This is a genomic window from Vogesella alkaliphila, from assembly GCF_014652475.1.
GTDB classification, from domain to species: Bacteria; Pseudomonadota; Gammaproteobacteria; order Burkholderiales; family Chromobacteriaceae; genus Vogesella; species Vogesella alkaliphila.
Genome location: NZ_BMYW01000011.1, coordinates 78,137 through 98,665, shown reverse-complemented (window position 1 = coordinate 98,665; position 20,529 = coordinate 78,137). Strand labels below are relative to the sequence as shown.

The window sequence follows — 20,529 nt, the reverse complement described above, 5'->3', positions numbered from 1 at the left end:
GCCGCGGCGGCCGGTTAGAGCAGGCGGTAGCCGACGCCGGTTTCAGTGCGCAAAAAACGCGGCTGCGCCGGATCGGCCTCCAGCTTTTGCCGCAGGTGGGCCATATAGATCCGCAGATAGTGGCTGTGTTCCACGTAGCCCGGGCCCCACACCTCCTGCAGCAGCTGGCGGTGGGTCAGCACCTTGCCGCGATGCGCGAGCAGCGTGGCCAGCAGCCGGTATTCCAGCTGCGTCAGGTGCACCGGCTCGCCGCCGCGGCTGACGCTGCGGTTGGCCAGGTCCACCGTCACCGCCTCGCCCAGGCGCACCAGGCTGCCGTTGCCCTCGCCGCCGCTGCGCCGCCGCTGCAGCGCGCGCACCCGCGCCAGCAGCTCGCCAACGCCGAACGGCTTGGTCAGGTAGTCGTCGGCGCCGGCGTCCAGCGCCGCGATCTTGTCGACCTCGTCCACGCGCGCCGACAGTACGATCACCGGCACCTTGCTCCAGCTGCGCAGGTCCAGCAGCAGGCTGACGCCGTCGCCATCGGGCAGGCCGAGGTCCAGCACCAGCACATCCGGCTTGCGGGTGCCGGCCTCGATCAGGCCGCGCGCCACGGTGTCGGCCTCGAACACGCGGTAGCCCTCGTCTTCCAGCGCGCTTCTGACGAAGCGGCGGATGGCGGCTTCGTCCTCGATGATCAGTGCCGTCAGGGCGTGCATCAGGGCAGGTTCTCCGGGTCAAAATCCAGTGCCGGCGGCGGTAGCTGCGGCAGGGACAGGGTGAAACAGGCACCGCCGTCGTGGCGGTTGGCCGCGCTCAGGCGCGCGCCGTGGACATCGGCAATGGTACGGCAAATCGCCAGCCCCAGCCCGACGCCGCTGATCGCCGACTCGCGCTCGCCGCGGCTGAAGGCGTCGAACAGCCGTGCAGGATCGCCCGGCGGCAGGCCGGGGCCGCGATCGGCGACGCGCAGCAGGATGCGCCCGTCCTCGGCGGCGGCGCTGACGCAGATGGGGCTGCCGGGCGGGCTGTACTTGGCCGCGTTCTCCAGCAGGTTGACCAGCAGCCGCTCCAGCAGGATGGCGTCGCCGTACAGCATCGGGCAGGCCGGATCGATGTCCAGCTGCAGCGGGTGCGTGTCCAGCACGCCGCCCAGTGCCGCGATGGCACTGCCGATCACCTCGTCCGCCGGCAGCCAGTCCTGGTGCAGGGTGACGCCGCCGGCCTGCAGCCGCGCCATTTCCAGCAGATTGGTCACCAGCCGCGTGATGCGCTGCGACTGCGCGAGCAGCAGCGCCGCCTGCTCCTGCTCGGCGCGCCCCTCGCGCTGCAGGGCCAGGAGCAGGGTCTCGGCGTTGCCGGACAGCGCGGTCAGCGGCGTGCGCAGGTCGTGCGACAGTGCCGCCAACAGCGAGTGGCGCAGCCGTTCCGATTCCATCGACAGCAGCGTCTGCTGCGCCACTTCAATATAGTGCAGCCGCTCCAGCGTCTGCGCCGCCAGCGCCGCCACCGCCTCGCACAGGCGGCGGTTGTCCGGGTCGGCCAGCGCCAGCGCATCCGGCACTGCCACCACCAGCACGCCGCGGGTGCGCATCGGCGCCTGCAGCGGCAGGTACAGCTGTGCCGCATCCGGCAGCGTGTGCGTGCCCTGCCCGGCCGCCTGCTGGTGGTCGAAGCTCCAGCGCACCAGCGCCGCGTCCACCGCCAGCGGCGTGTCCGGCAGCGCCTCCAGCTGTTCCTCGGCGTCCGGCAGCCACAGGCTGATCTGCGCGTTGAGGCTGGCCTGCAGGAAGCGGCCGGTGATCTCGCCGACCTGCTCCGGCATCAGCGCGCTGCCCAGCTCGCGCGCCATCTCGTACAGGTAGCGGGTGTGCGCCTCGCGCCGGCCGGCCTGCGCCGCCGACTGCCGCTGGCTGGCCACCAGCTGGCCGGCGACCAGCCCCACGGTCAGCATCACGGCGAAGGTGATCAGGTACTGGATGTCCGACACCGCGAACGACAGGTGCGGCTCGATAAAGAAGAAATCGAACAGCGCCACCGACAGCACCGCCGCCCACGCTGCCGGCGTGCGCCCGTAGCGCACCGCCGCCAGCAGCACCAGCAGCAGGTAGAGCATCACCAGGTTGGCCGCATCCAGCACGCCGCGCAGCGGCAGCATGGCGGCGGTGAGCGCGAGGCAGGCCAGCGTGCTCTGCCACCAGCCGCCGGCGTCTGGCCAGCGCCAGCCGGCAGCGGCCGCCTTGGCGCGCTCGCCGGCGGCCAGGATCAGGCAGTTCAGCTCCGGCGCGCGTTGCGCCAGCTGCTGCTGCAGGCTGGCGCGCCAGAACCCGCGCGCGCGGTTGCCTCGCTGGCTGAGCGCCAGCAGCGACAGGTTGTGCCGCCGCGCGTAGTCGGCGATCAGGCTGGCCGGCACCGGCCCCGCCAGCACCAGCGTGTGCGCGCCCTGTTCCTCCGCCTGCGCCAGCGCCGCCAGCGCGCGACTGCGCGCCGCCGCGCTGGCGTGGCCGCGATCGACCCACACCGCGTGCCACGGCGCCGACAGCGCGCGCGCCAGCCGCGCCGCCTGGCGCACCGCGCTGTCCTCGTCGCCCTGGCCCAGCACCAGCAGCACGCCCAGCGAGGTCGCCCACACCGGCGCGCGGCTTTGCACCTCGCGCTGCGCGCGCATCTGGCCGTCCACGCGGTCGGCCAGCCGGCGCAGCGCCAGCTCGCGCAGCGCGATCAGGTTGCCCTTGCGGAAAAAATGGCCGGCGGCACGTTCCGCCACCTCCGGCAGGTAGACCTTGCCGGCGGCCAGGCGCAGCAGCAGGTCGTCCGGCGGCAGGTCCACCAGCCGCACTTCGCTGGCGCGGTCGAACACGTGGTCCGGCACCGTCTCGGCCACCGCCACGCCGGTCACGCCGCTGACCACGTCGTTGAGGCTGTCCAGGTGCTGCACGTTCATCGCGCTGTACACGTCGATGCCGGCGGCCAGCAGCTCGTCGACATCCTGCCAGCGCTTGGGGTGGCGGCTGCCCGGCGCGTTGCTGTGCGGCAGCTCGTCCACCACCACCAGCGCCGGCCGCCGCGCCAGCACCGCGTCGAGGTCGAACTCCGGCACCTGCTTGCCGCGCCAGGCGATCTGCTTGCGCGGCAGCACCTCCAGCCCGGCCAGCAGCGCCTCGGTTTCGGCACGGCCGTGGGTATCGACCCAGCCCACCACCACGTCCAGCCCGGCGGCGCGCTTCTCCTGCGCCTCGGCCAGCATCGCGTAGGTCTTGCCCACGCCCGGCGCCGCGCCGAAGAACAGCTTCAGCTTGCCGCGCGGCGCCGGCAGTGCCGCCAGCAGCGCGTCCGGATCGGGCCGCAAATCGTCATCCATCATTCGTTGTCCACCGTGGCACAAGGTTGGCCGCAACGATTGCGGCCAACCTTGTGCCTGTCAATAGGGTGATGGCCGCCGGCTGGCGACCGTGGCATCAGCCCGCCGCCAGCCGGCGCAGCGCCAGATTCAGCTGCAGCACGTTGACGCGCGCCTGCTCTGCGCTGCCGAACCAGCCCTGCTCGCGCTGCGCGGCGATCAGCGCCTCGACCTGCACCAGCGGCCGGCCCAGCTCGCGCGCCACGCGCGGCGCCTGGTACCGCGCGGCGGCCAGGCTGATGTGCGGGTCCAGCCCGCTGGCCGAGGCGGTGACGAGGTCCAGCGGCACCGGGCCGTGCTGGCCGGGGTGGGCGGCGCGCAGCGCGGCGATGCGCGCGGCGACCGCCTGTTGCAGCGCCGGGTTGCTCGGCCCCAGGTTGCTGCCGCCGGAGGCGGCGCCGTTGTAGGCGCTGCCGGCGGTGGCCGACGGCCGGCTCCAGAATTCGCCGCGGCCGTGGAAGGCCTGGCCGATCAGCGCCGAGCCGATCACCTTGCCCTTGCTGTCGCGCAGCAGCGAGCCGTTGGCCTGCGCCGGCAGCAACAGCTGCGCGAGGCCGGTGACCGCCAGCGGGTAGAGCAGCCCCAGCAAGAGGGTGAGAAACAGCAGCAGCGTCAGCGCTGGGCGCAGCACCGCCGCGAGCGGCAGGCTGAGCGCGCTTGCCGGATGATAGGTAGTCATGGCCATGATGGCACTCCTTGTTTGGTGCGCCGGGCGCAGCAGGCACAGCTGGCGCCCGGCGGCGGGGTCAGACCAGTCCCAGCAGGGACAGCAGCAGGTCGATCAGCTTGATGCCGGCAAACGGCAGCAACAGGCCGCCGACGCCGTACAGCAGCAGGTTGCGGCGCAGCAGCTCGGCCGCGCCCAGCGCGCGGTAGCGCACGCCCTTCAGCGCCAGCGGGATCAGCGCGATGATGATCAGCGCGTTGAAGATCACCGCCGACAGCAGCGCCGAGGCCGGGCTGGCCAGTTGCATCACGTTGAGCAGGCCCAGCTGCGGATAGGTGACGGTGAACGCGGCCGGGATGATGGCGAAGTACTTGGCCACGTCGTTGGCCAGGCTGAAGGTGGTCAGCGCGCCGCGCGTCATCAGCATCTGCTTGCCGATCTCCACCACCTCGATCAGCTTGGTGGGGCTGGAGTCGAGGTCCACCATATTGGCCGCCTCGCGCGCCGCCTGGGTGCCGCTGTTCATCGCCACCGCCACGTCGGCCTGCGCCAGCGCCGGCGCGTCGTTGGTGCCGTCGCCGGTCATGGCCACCAGTTGGCCGCGCGCCTGGTAGTCGCGGATCATCGCCAGCTTGTTTTCCGGCGTCGCCTCGGCCAGGAAGTCGTCGACTCCGGCCTCGGCGGCGATGGCGGCGGCGGTCAGGCGGTTGTCGCCGGTGATCATCACCGTCTTGATGCCCATCTGCCGCAGCTGGGCGAAGCGCTCGCGGATGCCGGGCTTGACCACGTCCTTCAGCTCGACCACGCCCAGCACCTGCGCGCCCTCGGCCACCACCAGCGGCGTGCTGCCGCGGCTGGCGATGGTGTCGACCTGCTGCAGCAGGCTGCGCGGCAGGCTGCCGCCCAGCGTTTCGACATGGCGGCGGATGGCGTCGGCGGCGCCCTTGCGGATCTGCCGGCCGTCGAGGTTGATGCCGGACATGCGCGTTTGCGCGGTGAACGGCACGAAGCTGGCGCCGGCCGGGGGCAGCCCGGCGTGCAGGTCGGCCAGCGGCGTGCGGCCAACCTTGGCGTCGTCCGGATGCCCGCCGGCGCCCTCGGTCAGGCGCTGCGCCAGCACCACGATGCTCTTGCCTTCCGGCGTGTCGTCGGCCAGCGAGGCCAGCCACGCCGCCTCGGCAAGCTGCGCCTGGCTCACGCCGCCGACGGGCAGCAGGCTGCTGGCCTGGCGGTTGCCGAAGGTGATGGTGCCGGTCTTGTCCAAGAGCAGCACGTCCACGTCGCCGGCGGCCTCCACCGCGCGGCCGGAGGTGGCGATCACGTTGGCCGCCATCAGCCGGCTCATGCCGGCGACGCCGATGGCCGACAGCAGGCCGCCGATGGTGGTCGGGATCAGACACACCAGGAGCGCGATCAGCACCGGCAGCGACACCACCTCGCCGCTGCCGGCCGCGTTCACGCTGTAGGCGGAAAACGGCAGCAGGGTGACGGTCACCAGCAAAAAGATCAGCGTCAGCGCCAGCAGCAGGATGGTCAGCGCGATCTCGTTCGGCGTCTTGCGGCGCTTGGCGCCCTCCACCATCGCGATCATGCGGTCGATGAAGGTCTCGCCGGGGTTGACGCTGATGCGCACCACGATCCAGTCCGACAGCACGCGGGTGCCGCCGGTGACGGAGCTGAAATCGCCGCCGGATTCGCGGATCACCGGCGCTGATTCGCCGGTGATCGCCGACTCGTCCACGCTGGCGATGCCCTCGATCACCTCGCCGTCGCAGGGGATCACGTCGCCGTGCTGCACCAGCACCACGTCGTCACGGCGCAGGTCGAACGACTCCACCAGCGCGAATTCGGCACCGTAACGCTGCGGCGCGGCCAGTTTCTTCGCCCACGTCGACTTCTGCAGCCCTTTGAGGCTGGCGGCCTGCGCCTTGCTGCGGCCCTCGGCCAGCGCCTCGGCAAAGTTGGCGAACAGCACGGTGAACCACAGCCACACCGCGATGCTGCCGGTCAGCCACGCCGGCGCCTGGCCATGCCCCAGCAGCGCCTGCACCCACAGCACGCTGCACAGCATGCTGCCGAGGTAGACCACGAACATCACCGGGTTTTTCAGCTGCGCGCGCAGCCCGAGCTTGAGAAAGGTGTCGCGCAGCGCCGGGCGCAGCAGCGCGGCGTCCAGCAGCGGCAGGACCATTTTTTTATGATGGGACATATTGTTCTCCTAGTGGGTCGCCCAGATCGCCAGATGCTCGACCACCGGCCCCAGCGCCAGCGCCGGCAGGTAGGTCAGCGCGCCGACCAGCAGCACGCTGCCGATCAACAGGCCGATGAACAGCCCGTCGTGGGTCGGCATCGAGCCCAGCGTCGGCGCCAGCCGTTTTTTCGCCGCCAGCGAGCCGGCCAGCGCCAGCACCGGCACGATCACCGCGAAGCGGCCCAGCCACATCGCGATGCCCAGCATCGCGTTATAGAACGGGGTGTTGGCCGACAGCCCGGCGAAGGCGCTGCCATTGTTGTTGCCCGCCGAGCTGAAGGCGTACAGCACCTCGGAAAAACCGTGTGCGCCCGGATTGGCCATGCCGGCCAGCCCCGGTGCCACCACCACGGCGACGGCGGTACCGCCCAGCACCAGCAGCGGGGTGACCAGGATGGTCAGCGCCACCATCTTCATGTCGAACGGTTCGATCTTCTTGCCCAGGTACTCCGGCGTGCGGCCAACCATCAGCCCGGCGACGAACACCGCCAGCACCGCAAACACCAGCATGCCGTACAGGCCGGAGCCGACCCCGCCGAACACCACCTCGCCCAGCTGCATCAGCAGCATCGGCACCATGCCACCCAGCGCGGTGAACGAGTCGTGCATGGCGTTGACCGCGCCGCAGCTGGCGGCGGTGGTGACGGCGGCAAACAGGCTGCTGCCGGCGATGCCGAAGCGGATCTCCTTGCCTTCCAGATTGCCGCTGCCGCCGTCGGCGCCCAGCGCACTCAGCAGCGGGTTGCCCTGCGCCTCGAACCAGGCGATGGCGCTGGCGGCGACGACGAACAGCACGCTCATCGCGATGTAGATCGCCCAGCCCTGACGGCGGTCACCGACCACGCGGCCGAAGGCGTGGCACAGCCCGGCCGGGATCAAAAAGATGGCCAGCATCTGCAGCAGGTTGGACAGCTCGCTCGGGTTCTCGAACGGGTGCGCGGAGTTGGCGTTGAAGAAGCCGCCCCCGTTGGTGCCCAGCAGCTTGATCGCCTCCTGCGACGCCACCGGCCCCATCGCCAGCGTCTGCCCGTGGCCGGCCAGCGCATCGAAGCTCAGATAGCCGGACAGGTTCTGCAGCACGCCCTGGCTGACCAGCAGCAGCGCCAGCACGACGGACAGCGGCAGCAGCAGGTACAGCGCGATGCGCAGCACGTCGGCCCAGAAGTTGCCGATGTCGCCGCTCTCGCGCCGCGCAAAGCCGCGCATCAGCGCGAACGCCACCGCGATGCCGGTGGCGGCGGATAGGAAGTTCTGCACCGCGAGGCCGGCCATCTGCGTCAGGTAACTCATGGTCGTTTCGCCGGCATAGCCCTGCCAGTTGGTATTGGCGACGAAGCTCACCGCGGTGTTGAACGCCGAGCCGGCCTCCACCGCGCCCAGCGCCGCCGGGTTCAGCGGCAAGTCACCCTGCAGCCGCTGCAACGCGTACAGCAGCACCGCGCCCAGCACGTTGAACGCCAGCAGCGCCAGCGTGTAGTCGCGCCAGCCCATGCCGGCATCGTTCAGTCCCAGCCGGCGCAGCAAGGCGGCGTCGAACGCGCGCCAGCGGCCGGGCAGCGTGCCGCTGGCCAGCGGCGCCAGCCAGGCACCCATCGGCCGCACGCTCAGCGTCAGCAGCAGCATGAACAGCGCCAGCAACCAGAAAAAAGCGGTCATCATCACATCTCCTCCGCGTGCAGCAGCGCGTACAGCAGCCATATCGCCAGCAGCAGCGCCGCCAGCCCACACAAACCGGACAGCACGCTCATCGCGCCACCCCCTGCGACTGGGTCGCATACACGCGCAGCAGGCCGCGCACTGCCAGATACAGTGCGGCCAACCCCGCCAGCCAGATCAGGTCTTGCATCACATTCCCCTTGTCGGTAACAGACACTGTCACTGTAGGTTTTGCGGTGCAAAAAAGCGGTTAAAAGGCCGGGCGGCGGTATAAACGGGATATAAAAATGTGATGCTTCTGGCGTAGAAGGCGTCGTGACGGGGGACGCGGCGGCCAGCGCGAGGCGCGGCCAGAGGCAATTCATCTCGGCCGGATCGGTCCGCATCCTGGCGCAGCCAGCCAGTGGCAAGCGCCATGGCTGCGCAGACAATGGCGGCATTCGTCAGCCAGCACAGGAGAGCACCATGAACACGCAGCACATCCGCCCGACCAGCTTCAAGGCCGAGCGCGCCTGGGGCGCGCGCACCATCGCCAGCATGAACGGCATCAGCACCCGCCTGCACTGGACCGACCAGCCCTACCGCTGGCACGTCAACGACGGCGAGGAAGTGTTCGTGCTGCTGGACGGCACGGTGGACATGCACGTGCGCGACACGGACGGCAGCGTGCGGGTGATCGCGCTGCAGTGCGGCGACATCTTCTACGCCGGCGCCGGCTGCGAGCACGTCGCCCATCCGCACGGCGAGGCGCGCATCCTGGTGATCGAACAGGAAGGCAGTATCTAGACGTGGCGGTGTGGCGGGCGCAGGGTTTGACAGCCTGCCGCCACGCTCACACGGCGAACGGGCTTGCGGCCAAGGTTGGCCGCAAGCCCGTTCAGTCACCGGTTTCAGTCGCCGCTTCAGTCCAAGGGCGTGTTCATCAGCGCGATCGACTGCCCGATCATGCGCGCCTTGCGCAGCCACTCGTCGGCGTCGGGCGAGGCCACATGCTGGCGCACGACGGGTTCGAACAGCGCCAGCCACTCGTCGACCAGCGCCGGGGTGACGCCGATGTCGAGGTGCTTGCGCGCCACGTTGTACTGGTTGTCGAGGTAGGCGTCGCCGCCGAGCACCGTCCACCAGAAGTGGCTGATGTGCGCCTCGTGCCGCGGCCAGTCGTGCACCACGGCGAAGATCGGCGCCAGCCGCGGGTGGACGCGGATCTGCGCGTAAAACTGGCGGCTGACGGTGTCGATCGTCTCGCGGCCCAGGCGCTGGGCGATGCTGCTCATGGCGTCGCCTTTTGCCAGTAATTTTCGAACAGCATGTTGCCGCTCAGGCCGCACCGGCACGGGGTGAAGCCGCGCTCATTGAGCAGCGCGCGCATGTCGGCGGTGAAGTCGGGGTTGCCGCACACCATCACCCGGTCGCGCTGCGGATCGAGCGGCGTCATCGCCAGGTGCTGCTCCAGCGCGCCGCTCTTCAACAGCGTCGGGATGCGCTCGTGCAGGCCGCCGGCCACCTCGCCACGCGTCACCACCGGCACGTAGTGGCAGTGCGCGTGCTGTGCCGCCCAGGCGCGGCACTCGGCGTCGTAGGCCAGATCCGCCGCCTCGCGCACGCTGCACACCAGGTTGATGCGGGCAAAGCGCTGCAGCACGCCCTGCTGACGCAGCATCGACAGATAGGGGCCGATGCCGGTACCGGTGGCCAGCAGCCACAACACCTCGCCGTCGGCCAGGCTGTCGGGCAGGAAGAAGCCCATCGCCGCCTTGGCCATCAGCACCGTGTCGCCCGGCTGCAGCGCGCCCAGATGCGGCGACAGCGCCCCGCCGGGGATGACGGTAAAGAAGTATTCCAGCCACGGCTCGTGCGGCGCCGACACGATGGAATAGGCGCGCCACACCGGCTCGGCCAGTGCCGGCACCGACAGCCGCGCGTAGTGCCCGGCCTGGAAAGTAAAGCCATCCGGCTTGCTGGTCAGCAGGGTGACGCCGCGCGCGGAGCAGTGCTGCACGCGGATCACTTCCGTTTCTACGATGTTCATCTTGTTTTCCCGTCACGGCCGGCTAATTGAAGATGTTTAAAATATACACCTTAGCCATCACAATAAAAACGCTGACACGAGCAGGGGCAAGCCGCCGGCAGCAAAACGCCCCGCGCGGGGCGGGGCGTGACGGTCAGTGGAGGATCAGGCCGGTGGCGTGGCCTCCTCCGGTACTTCCACCCGCTCCCGCGGCGGAATGAAGAACGCCTTCGGCCCGCGCAGGAAGCGCTTGAACACCGCCGGCAGCAGCGGCAAGGCGTCGCTGCCGCGCAGCTTGCGCGAGCGCAGCGCCACCCACAGCGCCAGGCTGAAGCTGACCAGCAGGTTGGTCATGCCGATCAGCGCCACCCCGGCCACCGACCACAGCACCGTCGAGAGCGGCAGCGCGTAGTCGTAGGTGACCGCGGCGTAGGACAGATAGGCCGACGAGAAGGTGATGTGGCGGATGTCCAGCGGCAGGCCCAGCAGAAAGCCGATGGTGCCGGTGACGCCGAGGAATAGACCGAAGTAGAAGTTGCCGGCCAGGCCGCCGAGGTTGTGCTCGACGTAGTGGGCAAAGCGGCGGGTGCGCGCCTCGCCCAGCAGCCGGTTCAGCCACGGCACCGCAGCCAGCCGCTGCGGGATCTGGCGGTAGATCGCCTTGTTGTCGTAGTAGCCAGCGATCAGGCCGGACAGGAACAGGTACACACCGGCGATGGCGGCGTGGAACAGCGCCAGGCTGGTGAGCGGATGCAGGTCGTGCAGCAGGTGCGCCGCCTTGGCCTGGTCGATCACCGGCGTGCCGGCCAGCCACAGCCAGGCCTCGGCAATGGCCCACGCCACCGGGATCGCCAGCAGCACGTTGCCGAGAATGGCCACGAACTGGGTGCGCATCACCTTCACCACCAGCTCGGCCAGCTGCGCCATGTCGGCCTTGCCGCCGGCCTCGTGGATGGCGGCGGCGATGCGCGCCGCCGTCATCGCCGGCTGCTTGGTGGCGATGGTGAAGTGCAGCACGTGCACCAGCATGAAACCCAGCGAGTAGTTGAGGCCGAAGGCCAGCGCCTCCCAGATCAGCGGCAGGTGCAGCGTGGCGATCAGCAGCTTGAACAGCGCCATGAAGCCGACGATGACGCCGGCGCCCATCGCCGCCTTGCCCATCGCCAGCCACTGGCTGCGGTTCTCCGCGATGTAGTGCTCGCCGTGGCGGCCGGCGTGTTCGGTGACCTGCCGCGCCAGCAGCTCGGTATTGCTGGCGAACACGTCGCGCAGGCTGTACTTGCGGTTTTCCGCGCGCACCAGCTCGGCCAGCAGGCGAAACAGCGTGGCGTCGCGCGCCGGGCTGCGCTCCGGGTCCAGCAATGCCAGCAGCGTGCGCAGGCGCTGGATGTGCTGGCGCAGGCGGGTGACGTGGTAGGTCAGGCTTACCGACACGCCACGGTTGGCCGCCGCCTTGCGCAGGCGGGCGATCACGTCCTCGCACTGCTCCAGCAGCACCAGCACCTGGCGGTCGTCCTCGTCGGGGCAGGTCTCGTCCACCATCGCCGCGCGCGCCGATTCGACGTAGCGCTGCGCTTCGGCGGACAGGTGCAGGAACGGCGACTCGAAGCGCTCGATGTCGGGATAGGTCTTCACCAGCTCCGGCTCCAGCCCGATGGCGGTGATGCGCGCGGTCAGCACCTGCACCGCCTCCAAGAGCTGCAGCCGCGTCGGGTTGGCGACCATCTGCCGCTCCTCGTCCCACGCCAGCGACTGCCACAGCTCCTGCCACACTTCCTGCGACAGCGCGGCCACCCAGCGGTAGTCCTCGCGCTGGCAGAAGATCACGCCGAACTGGTCGGACAGATGGCTGGCCGAACGTGCCGGCGGCAGCAGGCGTTCGCCGATGCGACGGCGCAGCGCCTGGGAAAAGGTCTCGTTGGACAGCGTGCCGGTGTCGGTATACAGCTGCACCTGGCGGGTGGCGCCGAGCAGGTCGATCAGCGCCTGGCGCAGGCCGGCGCGGTAACTCGCGTGGCGCGACAGCAGATAGGTCAGCGCGCGCAGATTGCTGGTGGCCTGCACGAAGTCGCCGGCATCGTCGGGGCGCACCTGATCGACCAGACGCGCCAGATACGGCACCGGCGGCGCGTCACTGTGGCGGTTGGCCAGTTGGGAAAGTATTTGATCCATAAGTCATCCGTTGGACAGTTTGCGTCACGTTTGACACGTTGCGATGGGAGCGCGCCGCGGCGGGCAATGGCGGCACGAACAGCAGATATAACAGGGTCTGACCGCGCGTCGCGACAAAAAATTCCGGCAGGATAGCGGACCGGCAAGCAATGGCGCCGAAAGAAAGCCGGGATTTTACTTTTTAATCAAGCACATGGCGCGACGCAATATTTTTTGCGATGCAGCAATGTCGCCGCATCAAGCCAGCGCCTGCGCCAGCGCGGTGGTGGCGTGCGCCAGCTCCGCGACCACCGCGTCGGCAAAGGCGCCGGTCAGCGGCGTAGCCGGGCGGAACTCCGGCAGCACCAGGCTGACGCGGAACGGCACCGACACCGCGAAGCGGCGCAGCTGCACCCCCTGCCCGGCCAGCGACAGGGCGGTCAGCGGATTGACGATGGCCACCCCCAAGCCCGCAGCCACCATCGCGCACACCGCCACCGCGCTGTGCGTCTCCAGCAGCATCTGCCGCACCACGCCGGCATCAGCAAACACGCGATCCAGCTGCACGCGGTAAGGGTCGTCCGGCGACAGGCTGACGAAGGCCTGGCCGGCAAAATCCTGCGGCGCCAGCACCGTGCGCGCCAGCAGCGGGTGCCCGTCCGGCAGCACGCACACCTCGTCGGCCAGCCATTGCGCCTGCAGCCGGGTGCCCGGCGGCGCGGCCTCGTGCTCGGTCAGGCCCAGATCGTAGCGCTGCGCCGACAGCCACTCCTCCAGCAGCGGCGACTCCTGCGGCGTGATGGCGATGCCGACGCCGTGGTGGCCGGCGGCAAAGCGGCGGCATACCGCCGGCAGCAAGGCATGCGCGAACGCCGGCAGGCACAGCAGCGACAGCTGCCCGCGGTCCTGGCGGCCAAGGTTGGCCGCCACGCCGGCGATGCGCTCCAGCCCGATATAGGAACGCTGCACCTCGTCGAACAGCGCCAGCGCCGGCGCCGTCGGCTGCAGCCGGCCACGCTGGCGCTCGAATAGCGCAAAGCCCAGCAGCTGCTCCAGCCGCGCCAGCTCGCGGCTGACCGTCGGCTGCGAGGTATGCAGCAGGCTGGCGGCGCCGGTGACGCTGCCGCTGGTCATCACCGCGCGGAACACTTCGATGTGACGGTGGCTGATGCTCACGGCGCACTCCATATCAAAAATGAATTACCAGACAAAATATTAGCATTTTACTGAATCACCCACCAAGGGCATGATGCCGGCTACGGCGGAGCGCGCAGCGCGGCACAGACCGCAATCGCGCTCCCTTGCGGCCAACCCTGGCGCAAGCGCAACAGGCCGCAAAACGCCGACGAGACAGAAGGCACCCTCAGCCTGGCGGGACGCACCCGCAGTTTGCCACCGCCAGGCACCCGATACCGCCGCCCCGCACCGCACGGGCCGGCTCCCAATTGCCAAGGATCAACAGAGATGCAGACCCCCGACACCGCCCGCCTCGCCGCCCTCGCCCAGCACTACGGCACCCCGCTGTGGGTGTACGACGCCGACACCATCCGCCAGCGCATCGCCGCGCTGCGCCAGTTCGACACCATCCGTTTTGCGCAGAAGGCGTGCAGCAACACCCACATCCTGCGCCTGATGCGCGAACAGGGGGTGAAGGTGGACGCGGTGTCGCGCGGCGAGATCCTGCGCGCGCTGGCCGCCGGCTATGACGCCGCCGGCGAGCCGTCCGGCATCGTGTTCACCGCCGACCTGATCGACCGCGACACGCTGGCGACGGTGACCGAGCACCGCATCCCGGTGAACGCCGGCTCCATCGACATGCTGCACCAGCTGGGCGAGGCCTCGCCCGGCCACCGCGTGTGGCTGCGCATCAACCCCGGCTTCGGCCACGGCCACAGCAACAAGACCAATACCGGCGGCGAGCACAGCAAGCACGGCATCTGGCACAGCGACCTGCCGGCGGCGCTGGACGTGATCCGCCAGCACGGCCTGCAGCTGGTCGGCCTGCACATGCACATCGGCTCCGGCGTCGACTACAGCCACCTGCAGCAGGTGTGCGGCACCATGGTCGAGCTGGTGCAACAGGTGAAAGCCCACGGCCACGACCTGCACGCCATCTCCGCCGGTGGCGGCCTGTCCATCCCCTACCGCGACGGCGACGCCAGCATCGACACCGAGCACTACTTCACGCTGTGGGACCAGGCCCGTCAGGACGCCGCCGCCGTGATCGGCCATCCGCTGGCGCTGGAGATCGAGCCGGGCCGCTACCTGGTGGCCGAATCCGGCAACCTGCTGGCCGAGGTACGCGCCGCCAAGGACGCCGGCAGCAACCACTTCGTGCTGGTCGACGCCGGCTTCAACGAGCTGATGCGCCCGTCGATGTACGGCAGCTACCACCACATCACCGTGGTGCCGCAGGACGGCGTGCAGAAGCCGGAAAAGGACACCGTGGTCGGCGGCCCGCTGTGCGAATCCGGCGACGTGTTCACCCAGGGTGACGGCGGCGTGGTGCTGCCGCGCCGGCTGCCGGCAGCCAGCGTCGGCGACCTGCTGGTGTTCCACGACACCGGCGCCTACGGCGCGTCGATGTCCAGCAACTACAACACCCGCCCGCTGATCGCCGAGGTGCTGGTCGACGGCGAGTCCGACCGCCTGATCCGCCGCCGCCAGACGGTGGAGGAGCTGCTGGCGCTGGAACAGCTGTAAGAACCTGTTCAATGCCTGCTGCGCTTCGGCGATACCGCGTTGAAAACGGCTTCGGAATGCTCATTGACCCCATGTCAACTCCGCTTCCTCAGCCGTTTTCGCCTTGTCTCGCTCTAGCTCGCTAGACCTTGAACAGGTTCTAAATCCCGTATCAGTCAAATGAAAAAGGTTGGCCGCATCGCTGCGGCCAACCTTTTTTCGTTTCGGGAGCGCTCGCTCAGCGCACGTGGATCTTCGCCTCGCCCTGCCGCAGCGTGCCGATGATGCTGGCGTAGCCGAAGCCGGCGGTGTGGAACTGCGCCAGCACGCTGTCGGCCGCCTCCGGCGCCACCGCCACCAGCAGGCCGCCGCTGGTCTGCGCATCGGCCAGCACCCGCAGCTGCCAGTCGGCCACGCTGTCGGTGCAGTGCACGTCCTCGCCGAAGCTGGCCAGATTGCGCTCGATGGCGCCGGGGCCGTAGCCCTTCTCCGCCCACGCCTGCGCCTCGCGGATCACCGGCACCTGCGCCATGTCCAGATGCGCGGCCAGCTGCGAGCCGCGGCAGATTTCCAGCAGGTGGCCGAGCAGGCCGAAGCCGGTGACGTCGGTCAGCGCGTGCACCTGATCCATGGCCGCCAGCTGGCTGCCGACCTTGTTCAGCTGCGTGGTGGAGGCGATCAGCGCCTGATAGCCGGCGTCGTCCAGCTCGCCCTTCTTCATCGCCTGCGCCAGGATGCCGACGCCCAGGCCCTTGCCGAGGATCAGCACGTCGCCGTCGCGTGCGTCGCAGTTGCGCTTGATCTCATCCGGGTGCATCAGCCCCATCACCACCAGGCCGTAGATCGGCTCCGGCGCGTCGATGGAGTGGCCGCCTGCGATGGGGATGCCGGCCTCGCGGCACACCGATTCGCCGCCCTGCAGGATGTCGCGGATGGTTTCCACCGGCAGCGTGTTCACCGGCATGCCGACGATGGCCAGCGCCATGATGGGCGTGGCGCCCATCGCGTAGATGTCGGAGATGGCGTTGGTGGCGGCGATGCGGCCGAAGTCGCGCGCGTCATCGACAATCGGCAGGAAGAAGTCGGTGGTCGCCACCAGCGCCTGGCTGTCGTTGAGGCGGTACACCGCCGCGTCGTCGCTGGTTTCGGCGCCGACCAGCAAGTCCGGGTACGGCAGCTTGTCGCGGGCGCCGGACAGGATCGCCTGCAATACCGACGGTGCAATTTTGCAGCCACATCCGCCACCGTGCGACAATTGCGTCAATCTGATTCCTGTCATGGCCCACGCCTTCCTATCTATGTTTTTCAAGCTCGCGACCGTAGCACAGCGCCACCAATTTGACGAGATCATCGACGTGCGCACCCCGGCGGAATTTGCCGAAGACCACATCCCCGGCGCCATCAACTGCCCGGTGATGAGCGACGAGGAGCGCGTGCGCGTCGGCACCCTGTACAAGCAGGTGTCGCCGTTCGAGGCGCGCAAGGTCGGCGCCGCCATCGTCGCGCGCAATATCGCGCGCCACCTCGACGAGCAGTTCGCGCGCCACCCCAAGTCGTGGCGCCCGCTGGTGTACTGCTGGCGCGGCGGGCAGCGCTCCGGCTCGATGGCGATCATCCTGGCGCAGATCGGCTGGGCGGCGCACCAGCTGGAAGGCGGCTACAAGGCCTATCGCCACCAGGTGCTGGAAGACCTCGCCACCCTGCCGCAGCAGTTCCGCTTCCGCGTGATCAGCGGCCCCACCGGCAGCGGCAAGAGCCGGCTGCTGGCGGCGCTGGCGGCACAGGGTGCGCAGGTGCTGGATCTGGAAGGTCTCGCCGCGCACCGCGGCTCGGTGCTGGGGCGGCTGCCGGACGTGGCGCAGCCGTCGCAAAAGCGCTTCGACAGCCTGCTGGACAGCGCGCTGCAGGGCTTCGACCCGACGCGGCCGGTGTTCGTGGAGGCGGAAAGCAAGAAGATCGGCTTCGTGTCGCTGCCGGACGCGCTGTACAGCCGCATGCACGACAGCGCCTGCCTGCAACTGGAAGTACCGCTGGCGGCGCGGGTGGATTTCCTCAAGCGCGACTACGATTTTTACCTGCGCGAGCCGGAACGGCTGGTAACCCAGCTCGGCTTCCTGCGCAATGTACACGGCAAGGCGCAGCTGGACGCGTGGGCAACGATGGCGCGCGGCGGCGATTTCGATACCCTGGTCGGCGAGCTGCTGACCGGCCACTACGACCCGCTCTACCTGCGCTCGCAGGGCAAGCACTACACGCAGGCGGTGCAGCCGCTGGCGGTGCCGGCCCTGGACGACGCCACGCTGACGACGGTCGCGCGGCAGCTGCTGCAAGGCTGAGCGGTCAGGCCAATGCAAAAACAGCAGCCATGACGGCTGCTGTTTTTATTGCTAGCCGTCGGTACGCTCGCGCTCGACGGATGGCGCGGCCGTTGCCAGCCGCCGTACCTGCCCGCTGCTGCCGCACACTTCCACCTCGTCGCCATCCTGCAGCAAGGCCAGCACGCCGGGCAGGTTCACCACCGCCGGCACGCCGAATTCGCGCGCGACGATGGCGCCGTGCGACAGATAGCCGCCGCTTTCCATGATCAGCCCGCCGGCACGCAAGAACAGCGGGGTCCAGGCCGGGTCGGTGGACGGCGCCAGCAGGATCTCGCCGCGCTGCAGACGAATGCCGTCATCCGGTGTCAACACGCGCCGCACCCGACCCCGTGCCGTGCCGCTGGCGACCGGCAGTCCCTGCAGCACATCCCCGCTGACGGCGGTGGGTATCGGGCTCTCGGTGCGGCTGGCGCCGTAATGCACCACATCCGGCAGCGGACTGGCTTCCCAGGCCGCGCGTTGCCGGCGGCGGTCGGCCACCATGGCGGCGAGGCCTGGTCTGCGCTCGCCGCGCAGCACCTGCATCACTTCGCGCAAGGTCAGATAGAACACGTCGTCAGCGGTGCACAGCATGCCCTCTGCCTGCCAGCGCTGCCCGATGTGCAGCAGTGCCAGACGGCATGGCTCGAGATAGGAAAAGATGCCGCTGCGCGCCAGCTCGCGCTGGCCCAGATCGCGGGCACATTTTTGTACCAGCGAACGCAGCATCGGCCTCCAGTACCATGGCAACAGGCGGCTTGCCGTGGCAAAGGCAGTGGCGGATTGTGCCTGGCGACGGCTGGCAAGCAATGCTTCGTCCACCGCCAGCAGGCCGACGATGGCGTCGAACAGATAGCCGGGCGCTTCGCGCCAGCGTGGCTGGCGGGTGTCGGATTCGTACACGGCGCGGTGGCCGTAGTCTGCCAGGTAGGCGGCAAAGGCCGCACCGAACGGCGTGTGTTGCGGCCAACGTTGCACCCAGTCTTGCGTGTCTCGCGCCGGGTCGGTCAGCCACTGCACGATGCGGCTGTCGCTGCCGGCCAGTCTGGCCAGTGACAGCAGGCGCATGTTCTGGGTGGCGGTGAAGCTGAGCGGATTGTCGGCGAGCAGACCATTGATCAGGCCGTACTCCTGCCCCGGGGCGTAGCGGGCCAGCAGCTGGAGCAGGAAGGACAGGTTGCCGCCCGCCCCCGCTTGCAGGGCTTGCAGCCCTTCTTCACCGTGCAGCAGAGTGGTTTGCCACTGCTGCAACAGGTCCGCCAGGCCGGCCGCGCCCAAGCTTGTCAGATCCAGCTGCCGCCACGCCCCGGCACGCGCCAGTGCTTGCCGGTACAGGGTGTCGGCATTGCGCCGCAGGCTGGCGGTGCGGAGCAACAGCCTGGTGACGCGGCCGATGTGTCGCCACTTTTGCCGCCACCCCGGGGCTGAAACGCGGATTTCCGGCTGAACGCCCCCTGCCAGCTGGTTGAAGATCGCGGTATCCACGCCCAGACTGTCGTGGCACTCCCACTGCATCAGGCTCAAGTGCAGATACAGGCGACCATGGAGCAGCCGGGCGCGCTCGGCGCCGGCTAGCCGCGGGCTGCCGCTGAGATCCAGGTAGCGGGTGAGCATGCTGTCGATCAGCCCGCGGCACAGGCTCCAGTCCATGGGCGACATCACATACGGTGCCACGTCGCGGCTATTGCCGTTCGACCAGAAACCGCCCTGACTGGCCAGGGCGGCGGAAATGACTTCGCCCAGCCGGGTAACCGGCCGCGCCTGCACGATCCAGAATTGCCCGTCCTGCTGCAGCCATTCGATGTCAAAACACGGACGGGTGTCATCCAGCGCCTCGGCCACGTCACGGCACAGGCCGGCCAGCTGCACGAGAGCGGCATCGTTCAGTACCCGCTCAAGGTTGGCCGCATGGCTTTGCTTCAGGCCTCCGCTGGCATTCATCCGGCTGCTGCGCTGTTTATCGCCGATGCGGTAGCCGGCAACACGCATCGCCTGCCACTGCGGCATGTCGAGCAGGGCTTCGTCCGGGTCACACTGGCCGGACACCAGCGTCTCGCCCAAGCCGAAGGTGGCCTGAATCAGCATCTGGTCGCGACGGCCGGTGGCCGGATTGCAGCTAAAGGCCACCCCCGCGCAATCGGCATCCAGCAACGGCATGATGAGCACCGCCATGGCAACGGCGTCGTCTGGAATGTCGAACCTGCCGCGGTAGGCCCGTGCCTGCGGGCTCTCCACGCTGTGATAGACCTGCTCGATGGCCGCCAGCAGCGCCGGTTCACCCACCACCCCCAGCACGCTGCGGTGGATCCCGGCAAACGAGGCCTGCTCGCCGTCTTCGGCCAGTGCCGAGGAGCGCACCGCCAGCGGCCGCGTCAGCCAGTCATCCGGCAGGCTGGCGGCCAACGTTTGCAAGGCAGGCCAGGTGGCCAGCGCGGGTTTGCCTGCATTCAGCCAGGCGCGGTAATGGCAGGCGGGCAGCACGCGCCCGTCCGGCACGGCAAAGCCATACGCCGCCAGCCGCGCCAGGTTGAAGGCCTTGCCGCCGGTGTCGGTCACGCCGCTGTCGCGGGTCTGGGTCCAGTCAAGCAGCATCGCGCACCTCCGCACCATCCAGGAACAGGGTCAGCATCGTGTCGAGCAGCGCGGCCAGATCCAGGCCGTCCAGCGATAGCCAAGCCATCAACACCCCCACGTAGTGCATTTCCAGTGCCAGCACCTGCTGCGGCAGGGGGATGTCGCGGCGGATCTCGCCATCGGCCATGCCCTCGCCCAGCAGCGCGGTCAGGATCTGGCCCATATTGCTGCGCTGGCGGTCGGCCTGAAACACCTGGCCAAAGCGGTATTGCAGATAGGGGCGCAGATAGTCGCGGTATTGCTGGGCAAAGTGCGCCCCGTGACGGAAATACCTCTGCAGGCGGGTGCGGCAATCAGGCAATGTTTGCAGCTGCGCCATCAGCGCGGGCGCAGCGTCGCGCATTTCCGCCAGGATGAAGTGGCTGAGGATGGCCTCCTTGACCGGAAAGCGGCTGTACAGCGTGCCCTTGGCGACGTCGGCCGCGCGGGCGATTTCTTCCATGGTGATGTTGACGTAGCCGCGCTCGGCAAACAATGCCATGGCGATACGGCTGATGTGATCGGCGCTCTCTTGCTGCTTGCGCTCGCGGCGGCTGGGCTCTTGCATGAGACACCCCAAAAAATTTGAACGTCGTTTATTTTTGAACGTCGTTCAATTTTTTGCAATGCTTTGTCATGGCGAATGCCTTTTTCATGACTGGCCGTCGCAAAATGGCCACAGCCGCCAACCGCAGGATGCCACGCTGCCCGCCCGTCCAAGCATTGCGGCCAAGCATGAAGGTTGGCCGCAATGAAAAAGGCTGC

At 68.9% G+C, this 20,529-nt stretch carries 16 protein-coding genes; 4 read left to right on the top strand and 12 right to left on the bottom strand.

The genetic code is table 11. The features are described 5' to 3' along the window. Window positions 1–14 precede the first annotated feature (14 nt). From kdpE to kdpA, 5 genes are all read right to left on the bottom strand, one after another. Window positions 15–698, bottom strand: a complete 684-nt coding sequence (kdpE, locus tag IE100_RS14410; protein ID WP_189375051.1) for a two-component system response regulator KdpE — start codon at window positions 696–698, stop codon at window positions 15–17. Continuing rightward, window positions 698–3,343 (bottom strand): DUF4118 domain-containing protein, encoded by a 2,646-nt coding sequence (locus tag IE100_RS14405; RefSeq protein WP_189375050.1) that lies wholly within the window; start codon window positions 3,341–3,343, stop codon window positions 698–700. The genes kdpE and IE100_RS14405 overlap by 1 nt, the downstream gene beginning before the upstream one ends. A gap of 94 nt (window positions 3,344–3,437) precedes the next feature. Beyond that, window positions 3,438–4,064 carry a potassium-transporting ATPase subunit KdpC gene (gene kdpC, locus IE100_RS14400; RefSeq protein ID WP_229800397.1) on the bottom strand — a complete coding sequence of 209 codons (627 nt, stop codon included), beginning with the start codon at window positions 4,062–4,064 and terminating at the stop codon, window positions 3,438–3,440. A gap of 61 nt (window positions 4,065–4,125) precedes the next feature. Then, window positions 4,126–6,255 carry a potassium-transporting ATPase subunit KdpB gene (gene kdpB, locus IE100_RS14395; RefSeq protein ID WP_229800396.1) on the bottom strand — a complete coding sequence of 710 codons (2,130 nt, stop codon included), beginning with the start codon at window positions 6,253–6,255 and terminating at the stop codon, window positions 4,126–4,128. 9 nt (window positions 6,256–6,264) lie between these two features. Continuing rightward, window positions 6,265–7,956, bottom strand: a complete 1,692-nt coding sequence (gene kdpA, locus IE100_RS14390; protein ID WP_229800395.1) for a potassium-transporting ATPase subunit KdpA — start codon at window positions 7,954–7,956, stop codon at window positions 6,265–6,267. Between the two features lie 462 nt (window positions 7,957–8,418). On the opposite strand from kdpA, the gene IE100_RS14385 reads away from it, so the two are divergent. Then, on the top strand, window positions 8,419–8,739 hold the full coding sequence (locus IE100_RS14385; protein WP_189375049.1) for a cupin domain-containing protein: 321 nt from the start codon (window positions 8,419–8,421) through the stop codon (window positions 8,737–8,739). Between the two features lie 116 nt (window positions 8,740–8,855). Here the strand turns inward: IE100_RS14385 and IE100_RS14380 are convergent, their stop codons facing one another. From IE100_RS14380 to IE100_RS14365, 4 genes are all read right to left on the bottom strand, one after another. After that, the gene (locus IE100_RS14380) at window positions 8,856–9,227 is read right to left on the bottom strand and encodes a group III truncated hemoglobin (RefSeq protein ID WP_189375048.1); all 372 of its coding nucleotides are present in this window, start codon (window positions 9,225–9,227) and stop codon (window positions 8,856–8,858) included. Continuing rightward, entirely contained in the window at window positions 9,224–9,982 is a 759-nt protein-coding gene (locus IE100_RS14375; RefSeq protein ID WP_189375047.1) for a ferredoxin--NADP reductase, read from the bottom strand. The genes IE100_RS14380 and IE100_RS14375 overlap by 4 nt, the downstream gene beginning before the upstream one ends. A gap of 144 nt (window positions 9,983–10,126) precedes the next feature. Next, window positions 10,127–12,133: a site-specific recombinase gene (locus IE100_RS14370; protein ID WP_189375046.1), complete on the bottom strand. Its 2,007-nt coding sequence runs from the start codon at window positions 12,131–12,133 to the stop codon at window positions 10,127–10,129. 237 nt (window positions 12,134–12,370) lie between these two features. Then, window positions 12,371–13,288, bottom strand: coding sequence for a LysR family transcriptional regulator (locus tag IE100_RS14365; protein WP_189375045.1), 918 nt, complete (start codon window positions 13,286–13,288; stop codon window positions 12,371–12,373). A 288-nt stretch (window positions 13,289–13,576) separates the two neighbouring features. On the opposite strand from IE100_RS14365, the gene lysA reads away from it, so the two are divergent. After that, window positions 13,577–14,815 carry a diaminopimelate decarboxylase gene (gene lysA / locus IE100_RS14360; RefSeq protein ID WP_189375044.1) on the top strand — a complete coding sequence of 413 codons (1,239 nt, stop codon included), beginning with the start codon at window positions 13,577–13,579 and terminating at the stop codon, window positions 14,813–14,815. Window positions 14,816–15,032: 217 nt separating this feature from the next. Here the strand turns inward: lysA and selD are convergent, their stop codons facing one another. Then, on the bottom strand, window positions 15,033–16,073 hold the full coding sequence (gene selD / locus IE100_RS14355; RefSeq protein WP_189375043.1) for a selenide, water dikinase SelD: 1,041 nt from the start codon (window positions 16,071–16,073) through the stop codon (window positions 15,033–15,035). A 19-nt stretch (window positions 16,074–16,092) separates the two neighbouring features. Between selD and mnmH the strand changes: the two genes are divergently transcribed. Then, the gene (gene mnmH / locus IE100_RS14350; RefSeq protein WP_189375042.1) at window positions 16,093–17,130 is read left to right on the top strand and encodes a tRNA 2-selenouridine(34) synthase MnmH; all 1,038 of its coding nucleotides are present in this window, start codon (window positions 16,093–16,095) and stop codon (window positions 17,128–17,130) included. A gap of 51 nt (window positions 17,131–17,181) precedes the next feature. Here the strand turns inward: mnmH and IE100_RS14345 are convergent, their stop codons facing one another. Together IE100_RS14345 and IE100_RS14340 are read right to left on the bottom strand one after the other, a co-directional pair. Next, entirely contained in the window at window positions 17,182–19,743 is a 2,562-nt protein-coding gene (locus IE100_RS14345; RefSeq protein WP_189375041.1) for a PEP/pyruvate-binding domain-containing protein, read from the bottom strand. Beyond that, a complete protein-coding gene (locus tag IE100_RS14340) occupies window positions 19,733–20,332 on the bottom strand; it encodes a TetR/AcrR family transcriptional regulator (RefSeq protein WP_189375040.1) in 600 nt (199 codons plus the stop codon). The genes IE100_RS14345 and IE100_RS14340 overlap by 11 nt, the downstream gene beginning before the upstream one ends. Between IE100_RS14340 and IE100_RS14335 the strand changes: the two genes are divergently transcribed. Further along, window positions 20,331–20,519 (top strand): hypothetical protein, encoded by a 189-nt coding sequence (locus tag IE100_RS14335; protein WP_189375039.1) that lies wholly within the window; start codon window positions 20,331–20,333, stop codon window positions 20,517–20,519. The two genes, IE100_RS14340 and IE100_RS14335, sit on opposite strands and share 2 nt — an antisense overlap. Window positions 20,520–20,529 lie beyond the last annotated feature (10 nt).

Excerpts from the sequence above, each read along its gene's own strand:
- kdpE (WP_189375051.1), bottom strand. The coding sequence starts at position 698 with ATGCACGCCCTGACGGCACTGATCATCGAGGACGAAGCCGCCATCCGC.
- IE100_RS14405 (WP_189375050.1), bottom strand. The coding sequence starts at position 3,343 with ATGATGGATGACGATTTGCGGCCCGATCCGGACGCGCTGCTGGCGGCA.
- kdpC (WP_229800397.1), bottom strand. The coding sequence starts at position 4,064 with ATGGCCATGACTACCTATCATCCGGCAAGCGCGCTCAGCCTGCCGCTC.
- kdpB (WP_229800396.1), bottom strand. The coding sequence starts at position 6,255 with ATGTCCCATCATAAAAAAATGGTCCTGCCGCTGCTGGACGCCGCGCTG.
- kdpA (WP_229800395.1), bottom strand. The coding sequence starts at position 7,956 with ATGATGACCGCTTTTTTCTGGTTGCTGGCGCTGTTCATGCTGCTGCTG.
- IE100_RS14385 (WP_189375049.1), top strand. The coding sequence starts at position 8,419 with ATGAACACGCAGCACATCCGCCCGACCAGCTTCAAGGCCGAGCGCGCC.
- IE100_RS14380 (WP_189375048.1), bottom strand. The coding sequence starts at position 9,227 with ATGAGCAGCATCGCCCAGCGCCTGGGCCGCGAGACGATCGACACCGTC.
- IE100_RS14375 (WP_189375047.1), bottom strand. The coding sequence starts at position 9,982 with ATGAACATCGTAGAAACGGAAGTGATCCGCGTGCAGCACTGCTCCGCG.
- IE100_RS14370 (WP_189375046.1), bottom strand. The coding sequence starts at position 12,133 with ATGGATCAAATACTTTCCCAACTGGCCAACCGCCACAGTGACGCGCCG.
- lysA (WP_189375044.1), top strand. The coding sequence starts at position 13,577 with ATGCAGACCCCCGACACCGCCCGCCTCGCCGCCCTCGCCCAGCACTAC.
- selD (WP_189375043.1), bottom strand. The coding sequence starts at position 16,073 with ATGACAGGAATCAGATTGACGCAATTGTCGCACGGTGGCGGATGTGGC.
- mnmH (WP_189375042.1), top strand. The coding sequence starts at position 16,093 with ATGTTTTTCAAGCTCGCGACCGTAGCACAGCGCCACCAATTTGACGAG.
- IE100_RS14345 (WP_189375041.1), bottom strand. The coding sequence starts at position 19,743 with ATGCTGCTTGACTGGACCCAGACCCGCGACAGCGGCGTGACCGACACC.
- IE100_RS14335 (WP_189375039.1), top strand. The coding sequence starts at position 20,331 with ATGAGACACCCCAAAAAATTTGAACGTCGTTTATTTTTGAACGTCGTT.
- IE100_RS14340 (WP_189375040.1), bottom strand. The coding sequence starts at position 20,332 with ATGCAAGAGCCCAGCCGCCGCGAGCGCAAGCAGCAAGAGAGCGCCGAT.